The organism is Streptomyces sp. NPDC006435, assembly GCF_040612315.1.
GTDB lineage: Bacteria > Actinomycetota > Actinomycetes > Streptomycetales > Streptomycetaceae > Streptomyces.
The window spans coordinates 285,628-310,419 of the sequence record NZ_JBEXPY010000002.1 but is presented as its reverse complement, the minus strand read 5'-3'; the positions used below and the strand labels follow the sequence as shown (position 1 = coordinate 310,419).

Sequence of the window (24,792 nt, the reverse complement as noted above, 5' to 3'; positions counted from 1 at the left end):
GTGCGCGGACACGATGTCCTCCCTGGCGGAGACCTTGATACCCCTAGGGGGTATGCATTGCTGACTCATGTATACCCCCCACCCCTATGAATTGCAAGGGTGGAAATGCCGCCGGGGCCCGGAGTGTGCGCGTCTGACCGCCCGATGTGCGTCTGACCTCACGTATCTTCGCGTGGCGTTGAGCTGCGCAGTCGATGTACCGGCCCGTAGGCTGGTCATTGGACTAGACCTATTGCCGCTTCCTGGAGGATTGGGATCCCATGAGCAACCGTGCAGTCCTGGAGGTGATCGCTCTCGACGCGGAGGACGCGGTCGCGGCCCAGTCGGGTGGTGCGGACCGGCTGGAGCTGGTCACCGACATGGCGGCGGACGGCCTGACCCCGTCCCGTGCGACCTTCGCGGAGATCCGGGCGGCGGTGGACATTCCGCTGCGGGTGATGCTCAGGCTGGCGGACGGCTTCGCGGCCGGTGACATCGAGGAGCTGGTGGCCAGGGCCCGCGAGCTGCGGGAGGCGGGCGCCGAGGAGTTCGTGTTCGGCTTCCTCGACGAGGAGGGGAACCCGGACCTGGTCGCCGTCGAGCGCCTGGTCGCGGAACTGGACGGCTGCCGGTGGACCTTCCACCGGGCGATCGACCGGGCCGCCGACCGGGACGCCCTGCGCAAGCAGCTGGCCGACCTGCCCGGCCTGGACACCTACCTCACCGCCGGTTCGGCGAAGGGCGTCGACGACGGCATCCCGACCCTGCTGGTCGAGGCGGCCCGCCAGGGCGAGGCCGGGTACGAGCCGCAGATCCTGGTGGGCGGCGGCCTGCGCCTGGAGCACCTGCCGGAGCTGCTGGCCGCGGGCATCGACGCCGTGCACATCGGCGGCGCGGCCCGCCCGCACGGCTGGTCCGGCCCGGTGGACGCGGCGGCGGTACGGGAGTGGCGCACGGTGCTGGACGCGTAACGGGGTGGGCTGTGGGAACGGCGGTACGGGCGGGCCAGGGGTGGAACCAGGGCCGGGACCAGGGCCGGGGTCGGGGCCGGGAGGCTTGAGGCCCTCGGCCTCCGTACCTCCGGCCCCCGCCGCCCCGCACCCCTCAGACCCCCGGCGTCGCCAGCTGGTCCGGCAGCTCCGCCGAGTGCACCACCGTCAGCCCCGACACCGCACGCGTCAGCGCCACGTACAGCCGGCGCAGCCCCGTGCGCTCGTCCGGCTCCCCGTCCACCACCGCGGACGGCTCGTCCAGCACCACGTAGTCGTACTCCAGGCCCTTCGCGAGCGAGGCCGGCACCAGCGTCAGCCGGGACTCGGCGCTCGTCTCCTCGCCCGGGGAGAGGTACGCGTGCCCCGCCGCGGTCAGGGCCTCGGCCAGCACCGGGATCCGGGCGTCGGCCGCGATCAGGCCGATCGACCCCTCCCGGGTCAGCGACACCTCGCACTCCGCGAGCACCGCCGCGTCCAGCTCCGCCGGATCGGCCACCCGCCGCACCTCCAGCGAACCCGGCGACTCGCGCACCGACTCCACCGCCGCCAGGCCCGGCGAGATCATCGGCAGCAGCCGCGACGCGTACGCGATCACCTCGCGCGGCACGCGGAAGCCCGCCGTCAGCTCCTCCACCACCGCGTCCGGCTTGCCGAGGTGGTGCAGCGCCTGCGCCCAGCTCTCCGTCGACCACGGCGTGGTGCCCTGCGCGAGGTCGCCGAGCACCGTCGCCGAGCCGGTCGTGCAGCGCCGGCCCACCGCCCGGTACTGCATGGGGGACAGGTCCTGCGCCTCGTCGAGCACGACGTGGCCGAGCGAGTGCGTGCGCGCCACCAGGTCGCCCGCCTCGTCGATCAGCACCGCGTCCGCCGCCGACCACTTCGCGGACTTCACGCTCCGGGCGGCCCTTTTACCAGATCCAGGCAGCGCCCACAGGATCGTCTTCTGCTCGTCCTCGTCGAGCAGCCCCTCCGCGTGGGCGGCCAGGAACTCCGCGTCCGACAGCAGCCGCAGCACCAGCTTGGCGGGGTCGACGACCGGCCAGATCGCCTTCACGGCCGCCTTCACCGCGGGGTTGCGGGCCACCGCGTTCTGCACCCGGTCGTCGGGGGCCTCGCCCGCCTCCTCCATCCGGACCAGGACGGCGTGCGCGATGCGCTGCGGAAGCGCCTCGTGGGCGGCCCCGTAGCGCATGTCGCGGGCCAGGAGCTCGTTCACGATCTCCTCCAGCTCGTACGCCGGGATCCGCCAGCGCCGCGATCCGCGCACGACCACGACCGGCTCCGTCGGCGGCGTCACGTGCGAACGGACCGCCCGCCGCAGCACCTCGGCCATCCTGGCGTCACCCTTGACGACGGCGGCGTCCGCCGGGTCCGTGCCGCGCACCTCGACGCCCGCCGTCGCCACCAGGTCGTCGACGGTCGCCTGCTTCACCTCCAGCTCGCCGAGCGCGGGCAGCACCTGCTCGATGTAGTGCAGGAACGACCGGTTCGGCCCGATGACCAGCGTGCCGGTGCGGGCCAGCCGCTCGCGGTGCGCGTACAGCAGGTACGCGACCCGGTGCAGGCCGACGGCCGTCTTCCCGGTACCGGGACCGCCCTGCACGCACACCGTCCCGCCGAGCCCGCTGCGGACGATCTCGTCCTGCTCGGGCTGGATCGTCGCGACGATGTCCCGCATCGGGCCGACACGCGGACGCTCGATCTCCGCCTGGAGGAGCTTGCTGGTCTGCTCGGCCTCCGAGGGGTCGGTGAGGTGCTCGTCCTCGTACGCGGTCAGCTCGCCGCCGGTGTAGCCGAAGCGGCGGCGCTGCCCGACGTCCTGCGGATCCTTCCGGGAGGCCCGGTAGAACGGCTGCGAGACCGGCGCGCGCCAGTCGATGACCATCGGGTCGCCGTCGGCGTCGTGGACGTGGCGCCGCCCGATGTAGAACTGGCCCTCCCGTCGCCCACCACCGCCCTTGTCCGAGGCGCTGCGCGCCGCCCCTTCCGACGCCCCCTCGGCCAGGTCGCCCCCGACCCGGTGCAGATAGTCCAGGCGTCCGAAGAAGAGCGGGGTGTGGGAGAGGTCGGCGAGCGACTTGATGCGCTCGTCGATCTGGGCCTGAAGGACGGCCGCGTTGACCCAGTTCGCGGTGACGTCGCGGATGTCGAGGGCCTGGGCGTCCTCGCGCATGGCGCGCAGCGCGGAGCGGGACGCGGCGAGATGGGCGCGTTCGCGAGCCAGGGGGTCGGTGGTGTCGCTTTCGAGTTCGTGCGCGGGCACGGTGTTGCCTCCGGCTTTTCGACGCAGGACGGCGGACCGCACCCCGCCCCGGGCAGCGCTCGGGAACGGTGTGATGCGGTCCGCTCGGGAATCGATCACGGGTGCGCACAGCGGGTGTGCGCACGGCTGCCGGCCGGTTTCCGTCCGGTCGGCGGCGCTCCCCCGGCTGCCGGCACGGCCCCTCACGGGCCGCCGGTACCACGGTGCGGGAGGCGGGCAGACCGGCGATTGTATCCACCGGGCCGGGTTCGGGCCAACGCGTATCGCCCGGGGCGGCACTCTTCCCCGCGGCCGTCGATCCCGCCGCCGCTTCCCCGGGCGAGGACGAAGAGAGTTCGGAGGGGCCGCGGGGCGGAGGGACAGGGCATGGAGCGGGGAACGGGCAGGGGCCGACGGAGCCACCGGGTCCACCGGGTCCACCCCGAGACGGGGAGCAGGGTGTTCCCCGGGTTGCCCCGGGGTGATCACTGACGGCCAACGACCCCGCTCGGAAAGAGAGTTGGTGTGACGCGAATGTCGCGTCGACACCGTCCGTCCTTCCTTCCGGGAGCCGCCCCGTGCCCACCCGATCCCTCACCCCTCGTCGCCTCGCCGTCGCCGGTGCGGTGCTGGCCGTGCTCTGCACCGGCCCGGCCGTCGCTCCGGCGGCCTCGGCCGCGTCCCGGGGGAGCGCCGTCGCCTCCGAGCCGTCCCGCGGCGGCCCGGCCGCCGTGGAGAAGCTGCTGACCGCCCTGCCCGACCCGGTGACGGACGCGGCCCTGGTGCGGGTGGCCGGACGGGGTCTGCGCACCCCGTACACCGGTACGGCCGGGCCGGTGGAGGCCGGTGCCCGGTTCCCGGTCGGCAGCGTGACCAAGATCTTCACCGATGCGGTGGTGCTCCGGCTGGTCGCCGAGGGGCGGATCGGCATCGACGATCCGGTCCGCCCCCGCCTCCCCGGCCTGATCCCCGCCGCCTACTCCGGGGTGACGGTGCGCCGGCTGCTGGACCACACCAGCGACCTGCCCCGTCCGGCGCAGGTGCCGCTCGACCCGCGAGGCGTGGTCGCCGCCTCCTTCGAGGCGGACGCCGCCGAGCATCCCGGCCGTGTCCCGGACCCCGGAAAGGTCCAGCAGTACAACGGACTGAACAGCTTCGTCGCCGGGCTGCTCGTGGAGCGGCTCACGGGACACCCCTTCGTCCGGGAGCTCGACCGGCGCGTTCTGCGGCCGCTGGCCCTGCGGCACACCGCTCTCTCCACGGACCCGGCCATCGCCTGGTCCTGGGCCGAGGGCGGACTGACGTCCACCGCCGCGGACCTCGACGCCTTCCTGCGCGCCCTGCTCGGCGGGCGGATCCTGCCCCCGGCCCAGCAGAAGCACCTTTTCGAGATACCCGCGGTCCGCAGCGGCCCGGAGAACACCAGCTGTCCCCCGGCGACACCCTGCTTCAGCGCCGGCGGACTGATGGGTGTCGAGCTGACCGGGACCAGGGTCTGGGGCAAGACCGGCACCAACGGTGGCTGGACCAGCGGAATCTTCGCAAGCGTCGAGCAGCACCGCAGAACGGTCTACGCCCTGCGCCCCGGTCCCCGGCCCACCCCCGGCGAGCAGCGCACCCGCGTCGAGGCGGTGATCACGGCGGCCCTCGCCGACCCGGGGCGTCAGGACCTTTCGTCCCCGGGGCGTCAGAGCCTTTCGGCGGACCGTCGTCCGCCCGCCGACGCCCGGCGGGTGTCCCGCGGGGCCCTGCCGGCCGGGACGCGCGGCGTAGGGTGATCGAACCGCCGCCCGATCGGTCCCGTCGTGGGTGGAGCCGGTGCCGTGCGGGCGCCGTCCCTCCGCCGAGGACGACATGGTCCCCGGTCGTCGCGGCCCGGATCGGGTGATGGGGGAGCGAAGGTGCTGATCACTGTCGCAGAGGTGGAAGCCGCGGCCGAGCGGATCGCGGGGCATGTCGTACGGACCCCGACGGTGCCGAGCCCCGGGCTCTCCGCCTTCCTGGACGCGCGGGTCACCGTGAAACTGGAACTCCTCCAGCGCACCGGCTCCTTCAAGGCACGCGGCGCGACGGCGAAACTGCTCGCGCTCGGCGAGGCCGAGCGCGCCGCCGGCGTCGTGGCGGTGAGCGGCGGCAACCACGGCATCGCGACCGCCGTCATGGCAGGCGCGCTGGGCATCGGGGCGACCGTCGTCATGCCGCGGTCCGCCCCGGGCCGCGCCGTGGCCGTCGCCGAGGCCGCCGGGGCGAACGTCGTCCTCGCCGACACCATGGACGGCGCGTTCGCCCTCGTGGAGGAGTTCCGGGCCAAGGGGCTCACCCCGGTCCACCCCTTCGACGACCCCGTCGTCATCGCCGCCCAGGGCACCGTCGGCCTGGAGTTCGCGGAGGACGCCGGGGAACTGACCGACGTGCTCGTCAGCATCGGCGGCGGGGGACTGATCTCCGGGGTCGCCGCCGCGCTGCACGCGCGCCGTCCCGGTGTACGGGTCTGGGGCGTGGAGACCGAGGGCGCGCGGGCGATGTCGGAGGCCCTGGCCTCCGGCGGGCCGGTGCCGGTCGAACTGTCCTCGATCGTCTCGACACTGAGCGCGCCCAGCGCCTCACGGCTCACCTATGAGCACGTCTCGGCGCTGGTCACCGACGTGCTCACGGTGAGCGACGCGGAGGCCGTGCGGGGCACCCTCGATCTGGCCGACCACGCGAAGGTCTGGGCCGAGCCGGCCGCCGGATGTCTGCTGCCCGCGGCGCGCCGGGTGCTGGAGCGCGTCGGTGAGGACGCCGTGCTGGGTCTGGTGGTCTGCGGCGGCAACGCGACGACCGCCGACATGGCCGCCTGGGCCGAGCGCTTCGGACTGCGCTGACCGCACGGGGCCGACCGTGCGGGGCCGACCGTGCGGGGCGACCGCGCTGCCCCGGCCTCCCCGGTCATTTTCCGGCCACCCCTGATCCCTCCCTGAGTGCCCCTGACGTCTCCCCGACTGCCGGCGGGCCCGGTGTTTCCCGGCATTCCCGGGACTTTCCGGCGTTCCCCGGCACCCCGTTCGATCTGCAGGTCCACCCGGCCGTCCACCTGTGGGTCCATCCCGTAGGGGACGGCATGCGACCGGAGGTCTACGCAGGTCGTGCGCCGGTTCAATCCGCGGGCCGATGCCTTCGGGGGCCCGGCGCAGGACCATGGAACACATGAGCACCGTCAGCCTGAACCCCCGCAGGACCGGCCCCGCGCACGGCGCGACCGCGGCCACCGGTCACCACCGCACCCACCGTGTCGGCGACGCGGTGCGTGCCGTCAAGGTCTTCGTCCGCGCCGCGTTCGGCGTGGTCGTGCTCGGCGAGTACGCCGAGGAGGCGGGCATACGCCGCCGCTCCCGCTGAGTACACGCGACTCTCCGATATGAGTATCGGACCGGAAGCGGTCCGACCCCACCCCGCGATGGGATGGGAGGCATGGAGAACCGCTGCACCCGAGTCGTGGGGAACAACTGCGTCCGCGTCATGACGGACGGCCCGGCCCCGCTCGTGGCGCTCGGCGACTGAGCCCGCCATGACGAATCCCACGCCGCCCGAAGAAGCACCGGCCGACAACGCATCACCCGAAGAAGCCCCGACCGCCCTCGCGAATCCTGCCCCCGCGGCCCCTGACCTCGCGAACCCCGAACCCGCGGACCCCGCCCCTGCGGACCCCGTTCGCCTCGACGGCTGGATCGCTCCCCTCATCGCCACCGTGGGCGTGGCGATCCTCTCCTACGCGGTCCTGGCCGTCTCCTTCCACGTCGTCATGGGCTCCGGCAGCGACGGCGACGCGCACGAGACCTGGTCCTGGGGCGCCGGAGCCGCCCGGAACGTCATGTGGGGCGCCATCTGCGCGATTCCGTATGTGACGCTCCTGGGCCTGGTCGTCGCATGGGCGCTGCCGTGGCGCTCGCGCTGGACCACGGCGCGACGGCGGGCCGTGGCCTTCGCGCTGCTGCCGCACGCGGTGATCGTGGCGGACCTGCTGCCCCTGCTCGCCTTCGGCGGCTGACCGGCGCACACGGACCGTTTCCCGTACGCGGGCCGTTCTCCCGTACGGGGGCGGGCGCCCCGTGACACCGCACCCGCGCCCGCACCCGCCCCTGCACCCGTGGGCCGGTCACCGCCTCAGCTCCCGGACAGCAGCTCGTCCGCGTCGACGATCCGGTACGCGTATCCCTGCTCGGCCAGGAACCGCTGGCGGTGTGCCGCGAAGTCCTGGTCGATCGTGTCGCGGGCGACCACCGAGTAGAACCGCGCCTCGTGCCCGTCGGCCTTCGGCCGCAGTACCCGGCCGAGCCGCTGCGCCTCCTCCTGGCGGGAGCCGAACGTCCCCGACACCTGGATGGCGACGGTGGCCTCCGGCAGGTCGATGGAGAAGTTCGCGACCTTCGACACCACCAGCACGCTGATCTCGCCCGACCGGAACGCGTCGAAGAGCTTCTCGCGCTGGGCGTTGCTCGTCTCGCCCTTGATCACCGGGGCGTCCAGGTGCTCGCCCAGCTCGTCGAGCTGGTCGATGTACTGCCCGATCACCAGGGTCTGTTCGCCGCGGTGCCTGCGCACCAGGGCCTCCGTCACCTTCCGCTTCGTCGCGGTCGTCGCACAGAACCGGTACTTCTCCTCGGCCTCGGCGGTCGCGTACGCGAGGCGCTCCGAGTCCGTCAGATTGACCCGCACCTCGACGCAGTCGGCCGGCGCGATGTAGCCCTGCGCCTCGATCTCCTTCCACGGGGCGTCGAACCGCTTGGGCCCGATCAGGGAGAAGACGTCCGACTCCCGGCCGTCCTCGCGCACCAGGGTCGCGGTGAGGCCGAGGCGCCGCCGGGCCTGGAGGTCGGCGGTGAACTTGAAGACGGGCGCGGGCAGCAGGTGCACCTCGTCGTAGATCACCAGCCCCCAGTCCCGCGAGTCGAACAGCTCCAGGTGCGGGTAGACGCCCTTCCGGCGGGTCGTCAGCACCTGGTACGTGGCGATGGTGACCGGCCGGATCTCCTTGCGGGTGCCGCTGTACTCGCCGATCTCGTCCTCGGTCAGCGAGGTCCGCTTCACCAGCTCGTGCTTCCACTGCCGGGCCGAGACGGTGTTGGTCACCAGGATCAGCGTGGTCGCCTTGGCCCGGTCCATCGCACCGGCCCCGACCAGCGTCTTGCCCGCGCCGCAGGGCAGCACGACCACACCCGAACCGCCGTGCCAGAACCCCTCGACGGCCTGCTTCTGGTACGGGCGCAGCGTCCAGCCGTCCTCGACCAGGTCGATGCGGTGCGCCTCGCCGTCCACGTAACCGGCGAGGTCCTCGGCGGGCCAGCCCAGCTTCAGCAGGGTCTGCTTGATCTGCCCGCGCTCGGACGGGTGCACGGCCACGGTGTCCGCGTCGATCCGCGCCCCGACCAGCGGCTGCACCTTCTTCGAGCGCAGTACCTCCTCCAGCACGGGCCGGTCGGTGGAGGTCAGCACCAGGCCGTGCACCGGATGCTTGGAGAGCGTGAGGCGGCCGTACCTGGCCATCGTCTCGGCGATGTCGACGAGCAGCGCGTGCGGAACGGGGTACCGCGAGTACTGCACGAGCGCGTCGACCACCTGCTCGGCGTCGTGCCCGGCGGCCCGCGCGTTCCACAGCCCGAGCGGGGTCAGCCGGTAGGTGTGGATGTGCTCGGGCGCGCGCTCCAGTTCGGCGAAGGGCGCGATGGCACGGCGGCAGGCATCGGCCTGGTCGTGATCGACTTCGAGAAGCAGTGTCTTGTCGCTCTGGACGATGAGAGGTCCGGTCACGCGCGGCCCTTTCTGCTGCGGGGACGGCCGGGAACAGCCGGAACGACCGGCAACGGCCAAACGTCCAGTGTGCCGCATGAAGGGGACATGGCGCGTGTGTCGTCGCGCACGGGATCGCCGGGCGGGACCGCCGGTCCGGCCCGCCGTCGAGGGGCGCGACGGCCGCCGACCGGTCCGGGTGCCCGGGTCGGTGCCCGGACCGTCGATCAGGCCGTGGCGTCGTCGGCGAGCTCGGCGACCCCGGTGATCCGGTGCAGGGGGTACGTGCGGATCTCGTCCGCCGTGTGGTCGTACGCCGTGACGAAGCCGCCCTCGACCCGGACCGGGGCGATGACGCGCTGGCTGGCCGCGCCGTCCGCGTTGACGTAGCCGATCCAGAGCGCCGAGCCGGTCATGGCCGCGGCCTGGACGGTGGCGAGGGTCTCGGCGGAGGTCGTGCGGGGCAGCGAGCCGGACGGGGCGGCGGGGGCGTCGGAGGTTCCGGAGGTGTCCTTGCGGGCCACCGTGGCGGCGGTGTCCCCGGCGCGGATCGCCCGGACCGCCGCGCCGAGCAGCGTGCCGTCCGGCACCGGCGGGCCCTCGGGGACGGGGACGGGGGGTGTGCGGGGCGGGGTGCGGCGGGCGCCCGCGCGGGTGATCAGGACGTCGCCGTCGGCGGACTCGGCGGCCGGGGCGTAGCCCATCTCGCGCAGCCCGTCGAGCAGGGACGCGGGGTCGACCTGGGCGGCCAGGGCCGTCGGCGCGAGACGGCGCAGGCGCAGGGTGGCCGAACGCCGGTCGGCGAGGATCTCGTTCAGCACGGCCTCGTCGTCGCAGCGCACGTACGAGGAGGCGGCGCCGATCCGCAGGTGGCCGTGGCGGCGGGCGACGTCGTCGATGAGGTAGCTGAGCGGCTGCGGGACCGGTGTGCGGCTGTGGGCGGCGAGGAACGCGTGCAGGTCGGCCGCCGACTGCCCGGCGTCCAGGGCGCGGCGCACGGACCCGGGGGTGAACCGGTAGACCGTCGCGCCGCCCTTCGACTCGATGTCCGCGAGGGCGGAGAGCATGTCGGCCAGGGGGCGTTCCAGCGGGCCGGGGGCGACGGCGGTGAGGTCGGCCTGGAGCAGGACGTGGTCCAGCGGTTCCGGGATCAGGGGCGCGAGCAGCGCGGCGGCCTCGGCGGGCCCGGAGCCGAGCAGGGCGCGGGTGTGCGCGGCGAGCGCCCCGCGGCCGGTGATGCCGAGGAGTTCGGACTCGTTGAGCGTCCACAGCGCGATGCGCGACCGCAGGTCCGAGGTCCCTTCCGACGGCCCTCCCGGGGCGGCGGACGCGGCGCCGCGCAGGGGGCGCTCCCAGCGGAGCCGGGCGAGCACGGTCTCCGGGTCGGGGGCGGTGCCCGGTTCGAGTGCGGCGAGGAGCGCGAGGACCCGGTGGCGCACCTCGGGGGCGGCGGAGCGGTCGAGCTCGGGGCCGAGCGCGGACAGGGCCCGGCCCTTGGCGTCCTGGCCGCCGACCAGCCCGGGGGTGCGGGTGGCGGCGAGCCAGGCGGTGGCGAGGGCCACCCACCGTTCCTGGGCGGGGAGTTCGGCCCATTCGTCGTATGCGGGTGTCGGGGCGTACCGCTCGTCGGCCTCCCCGTCGGAGGCCAGCAGCCCGGCCGCGTAGGCGGTCTCGGCCCAGAACGCGGCGACCGGCTCGGGAACCTCCAGGGCGACGGCCGTCCGCTTCAGGTCCCGGACGCTGAGCCCGCCGGCGCGCAGTATCGGGGGGCCGCCGCCGTTCCAGTTCTTCAACAGCTCCTCGACGGTGCTCACCGCCAGGAACGCCTGGCCCGCCGCGGCACTGTCCACAGCCTGTGGATCGCGCCGGGCGACCGCCTCCACGGCCGGTGGCCGCGGTTCCGGTACGCGGTGGGCGCGGCCGGCCCGCAGGTGCAGGGCGGCCTCGCGGGGCAGCACCACGGTGCGGGTCGACACGGGCAGCAGCAGCCCCCGGTCGCGCAGCCACCGCACGGGCGGGGTGGGGTTCGGGGTGATCTCCCCGTACGGCGGCCCCCACACCAGCCGGTCCAGTACGGACAGGGCCTCGGCGGGGGCGGTGTCCAGCAGCTCGGCCATCCGGGTCCGGTCGGTGAACAGCCCGGCCAGGGACGCCACGGCGGAGACCGGGTCATGGGTGGCGGGCAGCCCGGCGGCGGCCAGGATCTCCTGGATGCGGCCGGGGGACATCCCCGAGGTCGCCTCGGCGACGGTCGGCCCGAGGCCGGTGGGGGAGGGGTGCTGCGGGGACGGGGCGAGGAGTTCGCGCGCGGTGCGCACCAGGCGCAGCCGGTCGTCCTCCCCCCAGACGAGGGCCTGCTCGCGCAGGGTGGCCAGGGCACCGGGCAGCGCGTCCGTGATCACCGCGCCGTCGTTCTCACCGGTACCGCTGGTACCGCCGGTACCGTCGCGGCCGTCACCGGTGTCGTTGCCGGTGTCGTCGCCGGTGAGCAGGCCGAGCAGCGTCTCGTACGGGGCGGGGTCGGGTGCCACCGCGAGGGCCTCGGCGGTCTGCAGGGCGAACTTGTCGAGGTGTTCCAGCGCGCGTACGACGGAGGCGCGGGTGCCGGCTCTCGTCGCGAGCTGGGTGATGTCGCCCGGCACGGGGTTGAGGAGATCGGGACGGGCACGCAGCAGCCCGGCCAACGACTCGTCGTCCCGGGCGCGGAGGGCTTCGGCGAGCGTCCGCGGTGGTGTGGTCATCCCCATCCGCCCCACGTTAGCCCCCATCCGCCCCGGGGCAGCCCCCATCCGCCCCGGGAAGGTCGCCCGTCCGCTCCGGGACGGACAGCCGTCCGGCACCGCCCCCGCCCCGGCAGAGGTCCCGTCAGGCACCACGGCGGTCGTACGGGGCGGGGCCGGGGCGCTACCTTCGGTGCAGGGCGGCAGAGGGGAACCGACGCGTGGGGATCGAGAGCGACCAGCTGGTCTACGACTACCTGAGCCGGGTCGGGGACCTGGCCCAGCAGCAACAGCTGTCCTCGGGCGCCCGGATGAGGCTCGTGTCCGAGCTCCGGGGCGAGATCGACCGGCAGCGCGGAAGACAGTCCGCGGACTCCCCGGCGGCGGTCCGCCGCATCATCGGGAAGCTCGGCACCCCGGACGAACTGGTCGCCGCGGCGGCCGCGTCGACGGACGGGACGGTCGAACCCCCGGAACGGCCGACGCGCACGCCGAGGAGCGCACCTGCGGACATGGCGGACGAGGGGCGGGACGAGGAACCGGCGGGGGAGGCGGGGACAGGACCCGCCGTGCCCCGCCCGCGCACGTCCCCCGACCCCCGTACGTCCCCCGACCCCCGTACGTCCCCCGACCCCCGTACGTCCCCCGACCCGGGCGCATCCCCCGACCCGCGTACGTCGTCCAACCCGCGTACGTCGCTCAAGGACGTGCTCCGGAAGGCCGGTTCCGGCAGGGGCGTGCCGCGGTCCCGGGCGGAGGAGCCCGACGCCGCAGCCGCCTCCGCCGCCGACTCCGACGCCCCCGGCACGGCGGCCGGGCCGGCGCCCTCGCCGCCGCACCGGGCCGGTACGGACGAGCTGGGGCCGTCCGGGAGCGAGCCCGACTGGTGGCAGATCGAGTCGAGACCGTTCGGCGACGGCGTCGACGTGCCGGGGTTCGTCGGCGGGGTCGAGATCCCGGCCATGCTGAGGCCGCCCTCGCCGGGGGACGCGGTGCGGGCTCCGCGCGCGGGCGCGGACGACGCGCCGGACGACGACGGGGCACCGGACGGGGACGAGGCGCCCGACGCGGACGAGGCACCCCCGAAGCGCCGCCGCCTCCCCGGGCTCCGCCGCCGGACCCGTGACGCCCCCCGCGAGGAAGGCGCGCGCGGCCGCGGCTTCTCCCACCCCCTGCTGCTGCTCGCCGCCGTGCTGCTGGTCGTCGGCGCCGCCCTGGGCAACTGGCTGGCCCTGGCGGGCGGCTGGCTGATCGCGTACAGCTCGCGCACCCTGTCCCGCGCGGAGGCGAAGTGGGCCGCGATGGGGCTGCCGGGCGTGGTCCTGGCGGGCGCGGTCATCTGGCTCTGGGGCCGTACCGAGGGCCGCTGGGGCGAACCCGTCCCGCAGGGCGGGCTGGGGGACGCGCTGGGCGGGGTGTGGCCGGTGGTGGTCCGCACGGCCGCGCTGGCCTCGGCGGCGTTCCTGGTGTGGCGGGCGCGGAGGCGAGTGGAGTAAGGGGGAGGGAGGGGCGAACCGTCCCCGGCCGCCCCTCCCTCCGACTCCGCCTGCGGTTTCTGACTCCGCCTGCGGCCCCTGACTCCGCCTGCGGTTTCTGACTCCGCCTACTTCGTCAGATCGGCCTGGAGCTCGTCGAGGATCTTGCCCGCGGCCGTGTAGCCGATGCCCGCGATCCACAGGCGGTCGTCGACCTTGAAGACCTTGCCGTTCTCGGACGCCGTCAGCCCCTTCCACAGGCCGCTGTTCATCGTCCTGGTCGTCCCCGCCTTGCCCGGGTCGCCGTAGGTGGACGTGAAGATGACGTCCGCGTCCGCGAGGTCGATCTTCTCGGGGGACACGTCGTACGAGAAGCCGTCCTTGGCCTTGTCGGTGATCGCAGGGCGGCCCAGGCCCAGGTCGGCGAGGATCGAGCCGATGTAGTTCTGCTTGCCGTAGATGCGGATGTCGGCGCCCTCGACGAAGCGGACGAAGTTGACCTCCGTCCTTGCCGCCTTCTCCTTCCCGCCGATCGCCTCGGTCACCTTCGCGACGTGGGCGTCGTACTCGGCGAGGACCTTCTTGGCCTCGGCCTGCTTGCCGAGCGCCTCCGCGTGCAGCTGGAAGTTCTCCTTCCAGGCCGTTCCGGTGGACTCCGTCATCACGGTGGGGGCGATCTTGCTGAGCTGCTCGTAGCGGTCGCCGTCACGGACCTTGCTGGTGAGGATCAGGTCCGGCTTCAGCGAGGCGACGGTCTCCAGGTTGGGGTTGGCGATCTCGCCGACCTCCTTGATGTCCTTCGTCCGGCTCTCGGGCAGGTAGGACGGGAAGCTGTCCTCCGTCGCCGAGTGCGTCCCGCCGACGGGCTGCACGCCGAGGCTGAGCGCGGAGTCCAGCTCGCCGGTGTCGAGGACCACGACGCGCTTCGGGGCCACGGGCACCTCGACGTCGCCCATCGCCGTCTTGACGGTGTGCTTCTCGGCCGCTCCGGAACCGGAGCCGGAGCCGTCGCCGGAGTCCGAGGAACCGCAGGCACCGAGCGTGAGGGCGCCGGTCAGGGTGAGGGCGCCGAGGACGAGGCCGCGGCGGCGGACGGTGAGGGACATGGGCTGCCTTTCGTCGGGTTCGGAATGCCGGTCACGGATGCGCGGGTTCATCACGTCGACTTCGATTTCGACATCGAAGTCGGTGCCGGAGCCGGCTCGGCCTGCCAGGGAGCCCCCGGCACCACCAGCGGCGAACCCGTCACCGGGTCCGGGACGATCACCGCGTCCAGGCCGAAGACCTCGTGCACGAGGTCGGCCGTGACGATGTCCCCCGGGCGGCCCTCGGCGACGATCCGGCCCGCCTTCATGGCGACCAGGTGGTCCGCGTAACGGGCGGCCTGGTTGAGGTCGTGGAGCACGGTGACGACGGTCCGGCCGCGGGTGCCGTCCGCCGCCGGGGCGGTGAGCCGGCGCACCAGGTCCAGAACCTCCACCTGGTGCGCGATGTCGAGGTACGTGGTCGGCTCGTCGAGCAGCAGCAGATCGGTCTCCTGGGCGAGCGCCATCGCGATCCAGACCCGCTGGCGCTGCCCGCCGGACAGCTCGTCCACCGACCGGTCGCCGAGCGCGGAGATGTCCGTGCGCTCCATCGCGTCCGTCACCGCCCGCTCGTCCTCGTCCGACCACTGCTGCCACCAGTGCTGGTGCGGCTGCCGGCCGCGGGCGACGAGGTCGGAGACGGTGATCGCCTCCGGCGCCACCGGGGTCTGCGGCAGCAGCCCGATCGACTGGGCGATCTTCCGGGTGGGGATCTTCGACAGCTCGGTGCCGTCGAGGAGCACCGACCCGCCGCGCGGCTTGAGCAGCCGGCCCAGCGCGCGCAGGGTGGTCGACTTGCCGCAGGCGTTCGGGCCGACGATGACGGTGACCTGCCCGTCCGGCACGGTGAGGTCCAGCTCGTGGACGACGGTGCGGTCCTCGTACGAGAGCGTCAGCCCCCGCGCGGCGAGCCGGCCGGTCGCGCCGGACACGGCTCCGGACAGGGCGTCGGACGTACGGGTCGAACTCATGCGGTGCCTCCATTGCGGCCGCGGCCACCGCCCCGTCCGCGGACGATCAGCCAGATCAGGTACGGGGCGCCGACCGCCGCCGTCAGGACGCCCACCGGCAGTTCGGTGGGCGAGAAGAGCTTGCGCGCGAGCAGGTCCGCGAACACCACGATCACCGCGCCGAGCAGGGCCGAGCACAGCAGCGGGATCTGCGCGGTGCGGGTCATCCGGCGGGCGATCTGCGGGGCGAGCAGCGCCACGAAGTCGACCGGCCCGGCCGTGCCGGTCGCCACGGACGCCAGGACCACACCGATGGCGACGAGCCCGAGCCGCACCTGCCCGAGCCGTACCCCGAGCGCGGTCGCGGTGTCGTCGTCCAGCGAGACGGTGCGCTGCGCGCGGGCGGCCCACAGCACGGCGGGCAGCAGGAGCAGCAGCGTCCAGGCGAGCGGTGCGGCCTGGTCCCAGCCGCGGCCGTTGAGCGAGCCGGTCATCCAGATCTTGGCCTGCTGGGCGACCAGGTAGTCGCCCTTCGTCAGGAACAGGGTGGTGACCGACCGCAGCGCGATCGCGAAGCCGATGCCGATGAGGACGAAACGGGCCGCGTGCAGGCCGCCGCGCCAGGCGAAGACGTACACGAGCGCCGCCGCGGCCACCCCGCCGACGACGGACAGGTACGGCAGGACGGTGTACGAGGTGATGCCGAAGGTCATCGCGCCGACCGTGAGCGCGCTCGCGCCCTGGCTGATGCCGATGATGTCGGGGCTCGCGAGGGGGTTGCGGGCGACGGTCTGGATCAGCGCGCCGGCGATCCCGAACGCCAGGCCGACCAGCAGCCCCGTGACCATCCGCGGCAGCCGCAGCGTGCCGACGACCAGCTCGTCCGGGGACGGCTGCCCCAGGATCACCTTCACGACCTCGCCGGGCGCCACGAAGCTCTCGCCGACGCAGAGGTACGCGACACAGACCGCGGCCAGCAGGACGGCCAGGGCGACGGCCACGAGGGCCGCCCGGCGGTGCAGCAGGAACCGGCCCCGCGCCCCGATCCGTACGACCCCGTACCCGGCGGGCCGCACCCGCACCGCCGCTTCCGTTCCCTTCGTCGTCCGCACGGTCCCGGCCGCCTTCGTCCCGGCGCTCATGCGGGCACCGCCTTCCGACGTACCAGGGCGACCAGGAACGGAACGCCGATCAGGGCCGTCATCACGCCCGCCGGGACCTCGCTCGGCGGGAACAGGACGCGGCCGACGACATCGGAGACGAGCAGCATCACGGGCCCGATCAGCGCGGCCATCGGCAGCACCCAGCGGTGGTCGGAGCCGACGACCGCGCGGGCGATGTGCGGGACGGCGAGCCCGATGAACGCGATCGGCCCGGCCGCCGCGACACCGGCACCGGTCAGCACCGTGGCCCCGATGCCGCCGACGATCCGTACCGTGGCGACCTTCTGCCCCAGGCCCTTCGCGAGGTCCTCGCCGAGCGCCAGCGCGTCGAGCCCGCGTGCCACGGACAGCACGAGGACCGTCCCGAGCAGCATGAACGGCCAGATCTGCTGGACGACGTCGGCCTCGCGCCCGCCGAGCGAGCCGACCTGCCAGAAGCGGAACTCGTCCAGCGCGGACGCCTTGGTCGTCAGCACCGCCGAGGTCACCGAGACCAGCAGCGCGTTGATCGCGGCCCCGCCCAGGGCGAGCTTCACGGGGGTGGCGCCCCCGCGTCCGCTCGACGCGATGGCGTACACCGCGACGGAGGCGATCGCCGCCCCCACGAACCCGAACCACACGTATCCGGTCAGGGTGTGGACACCGGCGTACGCGATGGCCAGCACCACGCCCACCGAGGCGCCCTGGCTGATGCCGAGGATGCCGGGGTCGGCGATGGGGTTGCGGGTGATGCCCTGGAGCACCGTGCCCGCGAGGGCCAGTGCGGCGCCGACCATCAGCCCGATCAGGGTGCGCGGCACGCGCAGGTTCCGGACTACTTCGGCATTGTCGGAGTGCCCGCCGTTCAGCAGGGCGTCGAACACCTCGGACGGGGGTATGGAACGGGCCCCCACGGCGAGGCTGAGGAGTATCGCCACCAGCAGCACCGCGACGGCCGCCGCCGTCGCGAGTGCGCGTCTGGAGCGGCGTGGTGCGGCGGCTGACATCGGACCCAATCGAGAGCGAAGCAAAGTTAGGCTTGGCTAAGTCTAAGCACCGCCGATTTCGAGCCACAGCCCCCTACCGGGACGGATGTGACGCCCGCCCCCGAACCGGGCACCGGCCCCTGTCCCCGCCCCTGTCGGCCCCGTATGCGTACGCGTCCCGCGACAATGGGTGCCATGCCTTCGCACTCCTTCCCCCTGACGGTCGGCTTCGACCTCGACATGACGCTCATCGACACCCGGCCCGGAATCAGGGCCGCCTACCGTGCGCTCTCCGCCGAGACGGGGACGCCGATCGACGCGGACCTGGTGGTGAGCAGGCTCGGCCCGCCGGTCGACGAGGAACTGCGGAACTGGTTCCCGGCCGACGTGGTGGCCGCCACCGCCGACCGCTACCGGGAGATCTACCCCGCGCACGCCATCACCCCGAGCCTCGCCCTGCCGGGGGCCCGGGAGTCGATCGAGGCGATACGCGCACGGGGCGGCCGGACGATCGTCGTCACGGCCAAGCACCAGCCGAGCGCGGAACTCCACATGAAGCACCTCGGCATCGAACCCGACGCGGTCATCGGCGGTCTGTGGGCGGAGGCCAAGGGCCACGCGCTGCGCGAGCACGCGGCCGACGTCTACGTGGGCGACCACACCGGCGACGTGCGCGGCGCCCGCACGGCCGGAGCCCTGTCGGTCGCGGTCACCACGGGCCCGTGCGACGCGGACGAACTGCGCGGGGCGGGAGCGGACGTCGTCCTGTCGTCCCTGACGGAGTTCCCGGCGTGGCTGGAGACGTACAAGGCGTGACCCGCGGGCGGGAGCGGGACTGGTCGTCCCGTCCCGCCGACGCGGGACAGGACGACCGGGAGCCGCTCACACGCGGCCGGTGTGGGCCTCGATGGCGTCGTTGAGCGCGGGCCAGAGTGCGCGGGGGCGGTCGTGTCCCATGTCGGGGACCAGCAGGAGCTCCGCCCCGGGTACGAGGGCTGCGGTGCGTTCCCCGCCGCTGGGGGCGATCAACGTGTCGTCCAGGCCGTGGATCACCAGGGTCGGCACCCGGAGCTCCCGGAGCGCGGACGCGCGTGAGCCGCTGAGGATCATCGCCCCGAGCTGACGCCCCGCCCCGGCCGGGCAGTACGCGCGGTCGTAGCTCCGGGCGGCCAGCTCGCGGAGGGCCGCGGGGTCTCCGTAGCGTTTGGAGGCCCAGACCAGGTCCCGCTCCGCCGCCGCGACGTACCCCTCGCGGTCCGACGGCTTCGGCCCGGAGACCACCGCCTGGGCCTCGGGGCTGGACCGGCCGTACTCGGGTTCGCCGGTCGTGGACATCATCGACGTCAGGGTCAGCACCCGGTCCGGCCGGGCGATGGCCATCAGCTGCGCGAGCACCCCGCCCATCGAGGACCCGACCACATGGGCCCGCTCGATCCCGAGCGCGGTGAGCAGGCCGAGCCCGTCGTCGGCCATGTCCTGGAGCGTGTAGGGCACCATCGCGAGCGCGGCCGGAACGTCTCCCGACTCCACGGCGGCGATGAGCCGGCCCGTGTCGACGGGATGGTCGTCGAACTTGGTGGACAGCCCGCAGTCGCGGTTGTCGTACCGGATCACGTGACGGCCGCGCCCGGCGAGCGCCCGGCAGAAGTCCTCGTGCCAGGCGATCAGCTGGGCCCCGAAACCCGACACGAGCAGGACGGGCGGGTCGGCGGGGTCACCGAAGGTCTCGTACGCGATGGACATTCCGGGCGAGACTTCGACGATCGGCATGCCCGCATTCTCCCAGCACCCAGTGCTGGGGTCAGCCCTGCCGTGCGTACGAGACGAAGGCCGCCCAGGCGCCGGGAGCGACGTCGAAGTGCGGCCCCGGGGCGTTCTTGGAGTCGCGTACGTGGACGGCGGTGGGGCAGGCCGCGACCTCGACGCACTCGCCCCCCTCACCACTGCTGTAGCTGCTCTTGAACCAGTGCAGTCGCTCGGTGCTCATTGCTCTCCCCGCATCTTCTCGATCAGCGTCAGGGACTCCCGGTTGGTGAGAGCCTGCGACCGGATGTTCCCATGCCGCTCGCTGAAGACCCGAACCTCGTTCGGGTCCGTGATCAGGCGCGGGTGCCCGTACGTCTCCGTATACGCCACTTCCGAGTGCCCCTTGGGAGTGAGCATGGTGAACGACGTGTCCAGACTGGGGTGTTCCTCGGTGTCCGTAGGCATGACCTGGAGCGAGACGGCACGCAGCCGTCCGATCTCCAGCAGCCGCGACAACTGCTTGCGGTGGGCGGCGCGCCCGCCGATCGGACGTTGCAGAACGACCTCCTCCAGCACGTAGGTCATGGTCGGGGGCGGCCAGCGCTCGAAGATCTTCTGGCGGTCGAGCCGGTCGGCGACCCGCTTCTCGATGGTCTCCTCGTCCAGCAGCGGGCGCCGCTGGGCGAACAGGGCGCGCGCGTAGTCCTCGGTCTGGAGCAGACCGGGGATCGCCTGGTTGCTGTAGTAGTGCAGCGCCACCGCGCCCGACTCCATCTGGGCGAAGCCGCGGAACCAGCCCGGATGCCGGGTCCGAGCCCTCGCCAGGGCTTCCCGGGCCTCGTCGGCCGTGGCCCGCAACACCCCTTCCGCTCCCAGGACCGGGTCGGCCCGGATCAGGAAGTCGGGCTGAGGCGTCCGTACGCCCCGTTCCATCGCGGAGATCAGGTCCTCCCCGCAGTGCGTCGCGATGCCCAGCTCCCGCTGGCTCATGCCCGTGCGCTCGCGCAGCACCTTGATCTGTTTGCCCAACGCCCTGAAAAGGTGCGCCGTTCCGTCCGACTCCTCCGGCCGCTCCGGCCGTTCCTCGTTCATCATCTGCCCCCGCACCGCCCTCTGCCCGCCCGGTCACGGCCGACGCCCGTACAACCGCCGGGCGAGCCCGCACGGCTACGTGGAGTCATGGTGTCATCACCGGCCAGGTTACGAGCCGTTGGGCAAGCCGGGTCGCCCGAACGCCGAAATCGCCCTAATGGGTGCCGGGTTCGGGGCCGCCGGTCCTTATGTTCCCCGTTGCCCCTGCTGCCGGGTGCTGCCGCTCACGTGGTCGTTGATCTGCCGCAGGCGCTGCCAGGCGGCGGCGGGGTCGGTGCCGTCGCCGAGGGTGTGGTGCAGGGCGGGCCGGGTGGCCGGGCCGAGCCGGGCGGGCGTGAAGGCTCCGTGGTCCTTGCCGAGTTCGGCGACGGCGTCGGGGCCGAGGGTGAAGGTGAGGGGGACCGGGGGCGGTTCGTGGTGGGCGGGGGTGGTCAGGTCGGCGCGTGCGGTGCGCAGTTGGCCGATCATGGTGGCGAGGTTGTGCCGGACGGACAGGGCCTCGGCCAGCTCGGCGAGGGCGTCCGCAGCGGCATCGGCACCGTGTCCGACGACCAGCGTGATGTGCTCCTCGACGCCGGCCCCGGTGCGGACCGTGCGCGTGGTGGCGATCGCGGGGCGGTCGGGGGCGCTGACGGCGACGGTCCAGGTGGGCAGGGACCGTTGGGCGCGGGTGCGGGCCAGGTCGGTGAGCTGGCGGGGCGACCAAGGCACGTTGACGGGTTCGGCGGTGGACCACCCGGCGGGCGGGGCTCCGGTGAGGGTGCGCCAGGCCTGCTCCAGGGCGCCGCCCAGGAGGAGGTGTTCGTCGGCGGGATGGACCGTACGGATGGAGAGCAGCAACTGCCGTTCCCCTTCCGCTTCGGGGCGGGGCCGGAAGGCGTCCGCGAGGCGGGGGCCGTCCCCGGGGACAGGGATGAACCGCCCCTGGTCCCAGCACAGCACGGTGCCGGAGAGCCCGTCGTAGTAGCCGCACTCGGGGTCGTGCACGACCCAGCGGGAGGGCAGCCCGTCCAGCAGGGTGCGGGCAGGGAAGGTGAGCCGGGTGCCGGGCGGGGTGACGATCTGCAACTCGCGCCCGGTGCGGGCCGCGTTGCGCACGACGTCGGTCAGCCATGTCGTGGCGGCGATCACGGGGCGGCCCTGGACGACGACGGCGGCCTCGTCGGTGAGCAGGTCGACGCCCATGGGAGTCGCCTCCACGACGGCGTCGGCGAGACCGGTCACGACATCGGTGTGTCCGGCCTCGCGCGGCCAGACGGTGCCCCCGTGCACGGCGTTCAGCCGCCCGGCGAAGGACCCGGCCAGCCGTCCGGCCCCCTCCACCGTGCTGGCCGCCCGCGCCTCGGTCCACCACACGGGCGACTCGGCGTCCACATCCGGCCCGAGCAACCGTGCCACCTCGCCCGGCACCTGGACGTACCGCGGCGCCTCCACCGACACCAACGCCTGCCCGCCGGCCGTGCACAACTGAACGACGGACCCACTGCCCGCCTCCCCCACCCGCAGATCCGGCCCGCCGGCGTGCAGCCCGGCCAGCAGTGTCCTGGTGTCCGGCATCTGCGGGGTGAGGGCTATGACGTCCTGGGTCATGCGGTCGCTCCGTGAGTTGTGTCGGGGGATCCGTCTTCTCGGCCGGTCAGAGGTGGTCGGTCACATCGAGCCCCAGACCGTTCTCGTCCGGGTCCCCGGTGGACACGCCGTAGCCGACGGCGTGTCCGAAGTACGTCGGCTCACCCGGCTCGGGCTCCACACCAAGAACAGAGGTGATCTCCCGCAGGGCCTCCGCCAGCCGCGGCGCGTTCCGGTTGTACACCTCGGGATGAGGCTGGCCGGAGAAGTCGAACCAGCTCCAGATGTCGTGGTGGACGGAAAGTTCGGCAATCAAATTTGTGGGATCGGGAGTTACTGAAATGTCAATCAGCCGAGCCTCCCGGCGAAGATTCCCCTCGGCGTCCGACCATGCCCCGGATCCAACGAGGTGAAGAGTGCCCGGCTCGGCGCTCGGGAATGCTGCAGGCCGGCTTCCCGATACCCTCTCGGAAAGGTTCGGCCCACCCGGCGGGCCAGCGATGGTCAGGCGGCTTTCAACTCCGGTCGGGCCTGAGTCCAGCACATACCATTTATACTCGAGTGCTACGGGAGAAAATAGATCGAAACCCTTCAGGGTGTCGATCATTCGCATAGCCACGCTCAGTGCCGAATCAAGCCCTGGAGTCATGACCTCATCGAGATCCCAAAACCAAGAACCACAGTGACGCGGGGCGCGCATCAGGGTGGACATCTGAACTCCTTACGGAAAGACGGGGCGGCCAGGCGGCACTGTGATCGCCGCATCGTCGAGGCGAATAAGGAAAGTTACGCCAGTCTTGCGTGCGGCGCGCTCCACTGCATCAAAAACTTTCGGAGTGAGGCCCCTCATGGGCTGATGCACATCGAAGACGACCACTCGCTGGCTCATCGGATAGTTGAGCTGGTTCGCTGCCGACTCGGCGTATTTTTTGATCCCATTGTAGTTTTCTAGGTTCTTGAACTGATAACCGAAATCCATGGAGCCGTCGGTGTGGCGAGTGAAGACATCGACATCCCAAGGATCTGTGCTTTCCCCGAACTCGAATCCTACGCGAGTGAACCCTCGGTTCTGGAGTTCGGTTGCATGTGTTAGTGCTGCATAAGCGGCGGGGATCATGCTGCCGTTCGGGTCGCTCCTGGAGGGGCCTTTCTTGCACATGGAAAGAATTTTTTTAAATCCTTCTGATTCGCGCAGATTTCCCCGGTTGATGAGTTCAGCCGTGCCGGCTCCGTATGGGTCCTTGCGCAGTGCAAGGATTACTTTCTCTCGATCGTCGGCTTGCATCTTCGCCCGACTGAGTTCGCTGAGAACCCCGGCCTCTTGGTCTTCCCTTATGGGACCTGTGCGCGCCTGTGCGAAGTCGTTCGCTCTTGTGCTGTACCGGGCGGGATCGACGCCGGGTACATGGGGCGTGCCGGCGTCGTCGGGCAGCGCGGTTCTGTCTCCGGACGGAATGTCGGCATCGGTACCCGGCGTGTCGCTGTGGGACGGACCCGCTGTGGTGTCGCCAGGCTCTGAACCTCTGCCTGGCAAGTCATCCCCGGAATCATGGCTCCTGGAGCCGTGATCTCCAGCGTCGATGCGGCCTCCGTCGCCGCCTCGGGAAGTTTCCGCCTCGCCTCGCGGCCCGTGCGGTCCGTCGCCCGCACCACTTCTGCCGCTTGCGTCATGGCCGCTGCGCGGCGGCAACCCGTCGCTGGCGTGGGCGGTTGCTCCCGGAGCGCGGCCTCCTACCTCCACCGGTTCGCGGTCGCCGGGCGGACGGGCGTCGGTTTGCCGATCGGTGGCGGAAGGCTCGCGCCTGGCCGGTTCGAGGTGAGGGTTGCCGTTGCGGTCCAGGGGGATGAAGTTGCCGTCCCTGTCGATCCGGTAGCGGTGGTCGAGGTCGAGGGCGCTGTCGGGGAGGCGGGACTTCGGCAGTTGGAGGTGGTCGCTGACGTTGGCCAGGACCTGGGAGACCTTGGGCAGGTCGGAGAGGGCCTTGGCGGCCTTGAAGGTGCCGGAGAGCGGGTCGAGGGCGTCGCCGATCTTCGCCATGCTGCCGGCCGCCCTCGCGAACGTGCCGCCCTTGCCGAGCCTGGACGCGGCGGCGAAAGGGCCGGCGGCAAGGGTGAGCAGGTTGAAGGAGACCGTGGCATGGGCGCGGGCCGGGTCCTCCTCCCACGTGTCGTAGGCGATGAACTGCTTGCCGAACTCCTTCGCGTACGCCTTGCTGTCGCGCTGCCAGTCGGAGAGGTGCTCGTCCTGCCCGAACAGGTCCATGCCGTAGGCGTAGCCGCCGACGGCGGTGCGTCGCAGGCCGTCCCAGGCCTGGTCACGGGCCTGTTCGCCGTGGTAGCCCAGCAAGGTGCCCAGGCCGTCGATGCCGCCCCAGATGCTGTCCTTGGCGATGCCTTCCCACGCCCAGCTCTTGATCCCGTTTCCCCACCAGCCCAGGCTCCAGCGCTCGTAGGTGCGCCCTTCGGGGCTGCCCCACGGCAGGTCCTTCGTGCCCTTGAGCGAGTCGGCGCTCTGGCCGTACATGCCGAGCCCGTGGGTGCCGTCGTCCACGACCCACCGGGGGCGGCACGCGGCCGGGCTGATCGCGTCGATCTTGTTGGCGGCGTCGCGTTCGGCCGTCTGGAAGCCCTCGCGGGCCGCCGCCACGCCGTCCATCAGCGCCTGGTGCGTGTCGGTCTTGTCCTTGTCCTCGGTCCAGTCGTCGTCGCCCCGGACGCTGTCGACGAAGTCGATCGCGTCCAGTTTCAGCTGCTTGAGGCGGTCGGCGTGCGGCTTGGCCTCGAAGATGAACGTGTCCAGGGCATCGGCCAGCGATTCGATGTCCCCGGCGAACTCGTCGGCCGTGTCCATGACCGGCCGGGTCGACGAGAACAACTGCTCCGCCTCCGGGGCCTTGTAGTACGCGGCCGTCGCCTGGAAGCGGGAATGGACGTCCTTCCCGCCGCTCCGGATGCCCGTGGCGTGCGTGCGCAGACCGGACACGGCCTTCTCTAACTGGCCGAAGTCACCCGTGTACTGCGGTATTCCACCCGGCTCGATCACGTCCG

The 24,792-nt window shown here is 72.6% G+C and carries 20 protein-coding genes; 7 read left to right on the top strand and 13 right to left on the bottom strand.

The window, feature by feature from the left end; translation table 11 throughout:
- Positions 1-260 precede the first annotated feature (260 nt).
- Positions 261-950, top strand: coding sequence for a copper homeostasis protein CutC (locus ABZZ04_RS03640; RefSeq protein ID WP_356930536.1), 690 nt, complete (start codon positions 261-263; stop codon positions 948-950).
- 133 nt (positions 951-1,083) lie between these two features.
- On the opposite strand, the gene ABZZ04_RS03635 is transcribed toward ABZZ04_RS03640, so the two are convergent.
- A complete protein-coding gene (locus tag ABZZ04_RS03635) occupies positions 1,084-3,234 on the bottom strand; it encodes a UvrD-helicase domain-containing protein (protein ID WP_356930535.1) in 2,151 nt (716 codons plus the stop codon).
- 557 nt (positions 3,235-3,791) lie between these two features.
- Between ABZZ04_RS03635 and ABZZ04_RS03630 the strand changes: the two genes are divergently transcribed.
- The 4 genes from ABZZ04_RS03630 (at position 3,792) to ABZZ04_RS03615 (ending at position 7,240) form a co-directional block, all read left to right on the top strand.
- On the top strand, positions 3,792-4,991 hold the full coding sequence (locus tag ABZZ04_RS03630; protein ID WP_356930534.1) for a serine hydrolase domain-containing protein: 1,200 nt from the start codon (positions 3,792-3,794) through the stop codon (positions 4,989-4,991).
- Between the two features lie 126 nt (positions 4,992-5,117).
- Positions 5,118-6,077, top strand: a complete 960-nt coding sequence (locus ABZZ04_RS03625) for a pyridoxal-phosphate dependent enzyme (protein ID WP_356930658.1) — start codon at positions 5,118-5,120, stop codon at positions 6,075-6,077.
- A 322-nt stretch (positions 6,078-6,399) separates the two neighbouring features.
- The gene (locus ABZZ04_RS03620) at positions 6,400-6,591 is read left to right on the top strand and encodes a hypothetical protein (protein ID WP_148837226.1); all 192 of its coding nucleotides are present in this window, start codon (positions 6,400-6,402) and stop codon (positions 6,589-6,591) included.
- 169 nt (positions 6,592-6,760) lie between these two features.
- Entirely contained in the window at positions 6,761-7,240 is a 480-nt protein-coding gene (locus ABZZ04_RS03615) for a hypothetical protein (RefSeq protein WP_356930533.1), read from the top strand.
- A gap of 116 nt (positions 7,241-7,356) precedes the next feature.
- On the opposite strand, the gene ABZZ04_RS03610 is transcribed toward ABZZ04_RS03615, so the two are convergent.
- Positions 7,357-9,000, bottom strand: a complete 1,644-nt coding sequence (locus ABZZ04_RS03610; protein WP_356930532.1) for a DNA repair helicase XPB — start codon at positions 8,998-9,000, stop codon at positions 7,357-7,359.
- 206 nt (positions 9,001-9,206) lie between these two features.
- Positions 9,207-11,726, bottom strand: coding sequence for a helicase C-terminal domain-containing protein (locus tag ABZZ04_RS03605; RefSeq protein WP_356930531.1), 2,520 nt, complete (start codon positions 11,724-11,726; stop codon positions 9,207-9,209).
- A gap of 194 nt (positions 11,727-11,920) precedes the next feature.
- Here ABZZ04_RS03605 and ABZZ04_RS03600 point away from each other — a divergent pair, with 194 nt between their 5' ends.
- Positions 11,921-13,195: a hypothetical protein gene (locus ABZZ04_RS03600; protein WP_356930530.1), complete on the top strand. Its 1,275-nt coding sequence runs from the start codon at positions 11,921-11,923 to the stop codon at positions 13,193-13,195.
- 107 nt (positions 13,196-13,302) lie between these two features.
- On the opposite strand, the gene ABZZ04_RS03595 is transcribed toward ABZZ04_RS03600, so the two are convergent.
- The 4 genes from ABZZ04_RS03595 to ABZZ04_RS03580 are packed head-to-tail and all read right to left on the bottom strand — an operon-like array spanning position 13,303 to position 17,358.
- A complete protein-coding gene (locus tag ABZZ04_RS03595) occupies positions 13,303-14,280 on the bottom strand; it encodes an iron-siderophore ABC transporter substrate-binding protein (protein WP_356930529.1) in 978 nt (325 codons plus the stop codon).
- 50 nt (positions 14,281-14,330) lie between these two features.
- Positions 14,331-15,230 (bottom strand): ABC transporter ATP-binding protein, encoded by a 900-nt coding sequence (locus tag ABZZ04_RS03590; RefSeq protein WP_356930528.1) that lies wholly within the window; start codon positions 15,228-15,230, stop codon positions 14,331-14,333.
- Positions 15,227-16,351, bottom strand: coding sequence for an iron ABC transporter permease (locus ABZZ04_RS03585; protein ID WP_356930527.1), 1,125 nt, complete (start codon positions 16,349-16,351; stop codon positions 15,227-15,229). Before ABZZ04_RS03585 ends, ABZZ04_RS03590 begins: the two co-directional genes overlap by 4 nt.
- On the bottom strand, positions 16,348-17,358 hold the full coding sequence (locus tag ABZZ04_RS03580; protein WP_356930526.1) for an iron ABC transporter permease: 1,011 nt from the start codon (positions 17,356-17,358) through the stop codon (positions 16,348-16,350). Before ABZZ04_RS03580 ends, ABZZ04_RS03585 begins: the two co-directional genes overlap by 4 nt.
- A gap of 165 nt (positions 17,359-17,523) precedes the next feature.
- On the opposite strand from ABZZ04_RS03580, the gene ABZZ04_RS03575 reads away from it, so the two are divergent.
- The gene (locus tag ABZZ04_RS03575) at positions 17,524-18,153 is read left to right on the top strand and encodes an HAD family hydrolase (RefSeq protein ID WP_356930525.1); all 630 of its coding nucleotides are present in this window, start codon (positions 17,524-17,526) and stop codon (positions 18,151-18,153) included.
- Between the two features lie 66 nt (positions 18,154-18,219).
- Here the strand turns inward: ABZZ04_RS03575 and ABZZ04_RS03570 are convergent, their stop codons facing one another.
- The 6 genes from ABZZ04_RS03570 to ABZZ04_RS03545 all read right to left on the bottom strand — a co-directional run bounded on the left by ABZZ04_RS03570 (position 18,220) and on the right by ABZZ04_RS03545 (position 24,787).
- Complete coding sequence (locus ABZZ04_RS03570) at positions 18,220-19,107, bottom strand: alpha/beta hydrolase (RefSeq protein WP_356930524.1); 888 nt, start codon at positions 19,105-19,107, stop codon at positions 18,220-18,222.
- A gap of 31 nt (positions 19,108-19,138) precedes the next feature.
- Positions 19,139-19,324, bottom strand: coding sequence for a DUF397 domain-containing protein (locus ABZZ04_RS03565; RefSeq protein WP_356930523.1), 186 nt, complete (start codon positions 19,322-19,324; stop codon positions 19,139-19,141).
- Positions 19,321-20,178 (bottom strand): helix-turn-helix transcriptional regulator, encoded by an 858-nt coding sequence (locus ABZZ04_RS03560; protein ID WP_356930522.1) that lies wholly within the window; start codon positions 20,176-20,178, stop codon positions 19,321-19,323. The genes ABZZ04_RS03565 and ABZZ04_RS03560 overlap by 4 nt, the downstream gene beginning before the upstream one ends.
- A 183-nt stretch (positions 20,179-20,361) precedes the next feature.
- Entirely contained in the window at positions 20,362-21,765 is a 1,404-nt protein-coding gene (locus tag ABZZ04_RS03555) for a DUF6177 family protein (protein WP_356930521.1), read from the bottom strand.
- Positions 21,766-21,811: 46 nt separating this feature from the next.
- On the bottom strand, positions 21,812-22,456 hold the full coding sequence (locus ABZZ04_RS03550) for a hypothetical protein (protein ID WP_356930520.1): 645 nt from the start codon (positions 22,454-22,456) through the stop codon (positions 21,812-21,814).
- A 9-nt stretch (positions 22,457-22,465) separates the two neighbouring features.
- Positions 22,466-24,787 (bottom strand): hypothetical protein, encoded by a 2,322-nt coding sequence (locus tag ABZZ04_RS03545; RefSeq protein ID WP_356930519.1) that lies wholly within the window; start codon positions 24,785-24,787, stop codon positions 22,466-22,468.
- Positions 24,788-24,792: the final 5 nt, after the last annotated feature.

Coding starts and splice junctions, on each gene's coding strand:
- ABZZ04_RS03565 (WP_356930523.1), bottom strand. CDS start 19,324: ATGAGCACCGAGCGACTGCACTGGTTCAAGAGCAGCTACAGCAGTGGT.
- ABZZ04_RS03550 (WP_356930520.1), bottom strand. CDS start 22,456: ATGTCCACCCTGATGCGCGCCCCGCGTCACTGTGGTTCTTGGTTTTGG.
- ABZZ04_RS03590 (WP_356930528.1), bottom strand. CDS start 15,230: ATGAGTTCGACCCGTACGTCCGACGCCCTGTCCGGAGCCGTGTCCGGC.
- ABZZ04_RS03560 (WP_356930522.1), bottom strand. CDS start 20,178: ATGATGAACGAGGAACGGCCGGAGCGGCCGGAGGAGTCGGACGGAACG.
- ABZZ04_RS03615 (WP_356930533.1), top strand. CDS start 6,761: ATGACGAATCCCACGCCGCCCGAAGAAGCACCGGCCGACAACGCATCA.
- ABZZ04_RS03555 (WP_356930521.1), bottom strand. CDS start 21,765: ATGACCCAGGACGTCATAGCCCTCACCCCGCAGATGCCGGACACCAGG.
- ABZZ04_RS03570 (WP_356930524.1), bottom strand. CDS start 19,107: ATGCCGATCGTCGAAGTCTCGCCCGGAATGTCCATCGCGTACGAGACC.
- ABZZ04_RS03585 (WP_356930527.1), bottom strand. CDS start 16,351: ATGAGCGCCGGGACGAAGGCGGCCGGGACCGTGCGGACGACGAAGGGA.
- ABZZ04_RS03640 (WP_356930536.1), top strand. CDS start 261: ATGAGCAACCGTGCAGTCCTGGAGGTGATCGCTCTCGACGCGGAGGAC.
- ABZZ04_RS03580 (WP_356930526.1), bottom strand. CDS start 17,358: ATGTCAGCCGCCGCACCACGCCGCTCCAGACGCGCACTCGCGACGGCG.
- ABZZ04_RS03605 (WP_356930531.1), bottom strand. CDS start 11,726: ATGGGGATGACCACACCACCGCGGACGCTCGCCGAAGCCCTCCGCGCC.
- ABZZ04_RS03595 (WP_356930529.1), bottom strand. CDS start 14,280: ATGTCCCTCACCGTCCGCCGCCGCGGCCTCGTCCTCGGCGCCCTCACC.
- ABZZ04_RS03620 (WP_148837226.1), top strand. CDS start 6,400: ATGAGCACCGTCAGCCTGAACCCCCGCAGGACCGGCCCCGCGCACGGC.
- ABZZ04_RS03575 (WP_356930525.1), top strand. CDS start 17,524: ATGGGTGCCATGCCTTCGCACTCCTTCCCCCTGACGGTCGGCTTCGAC.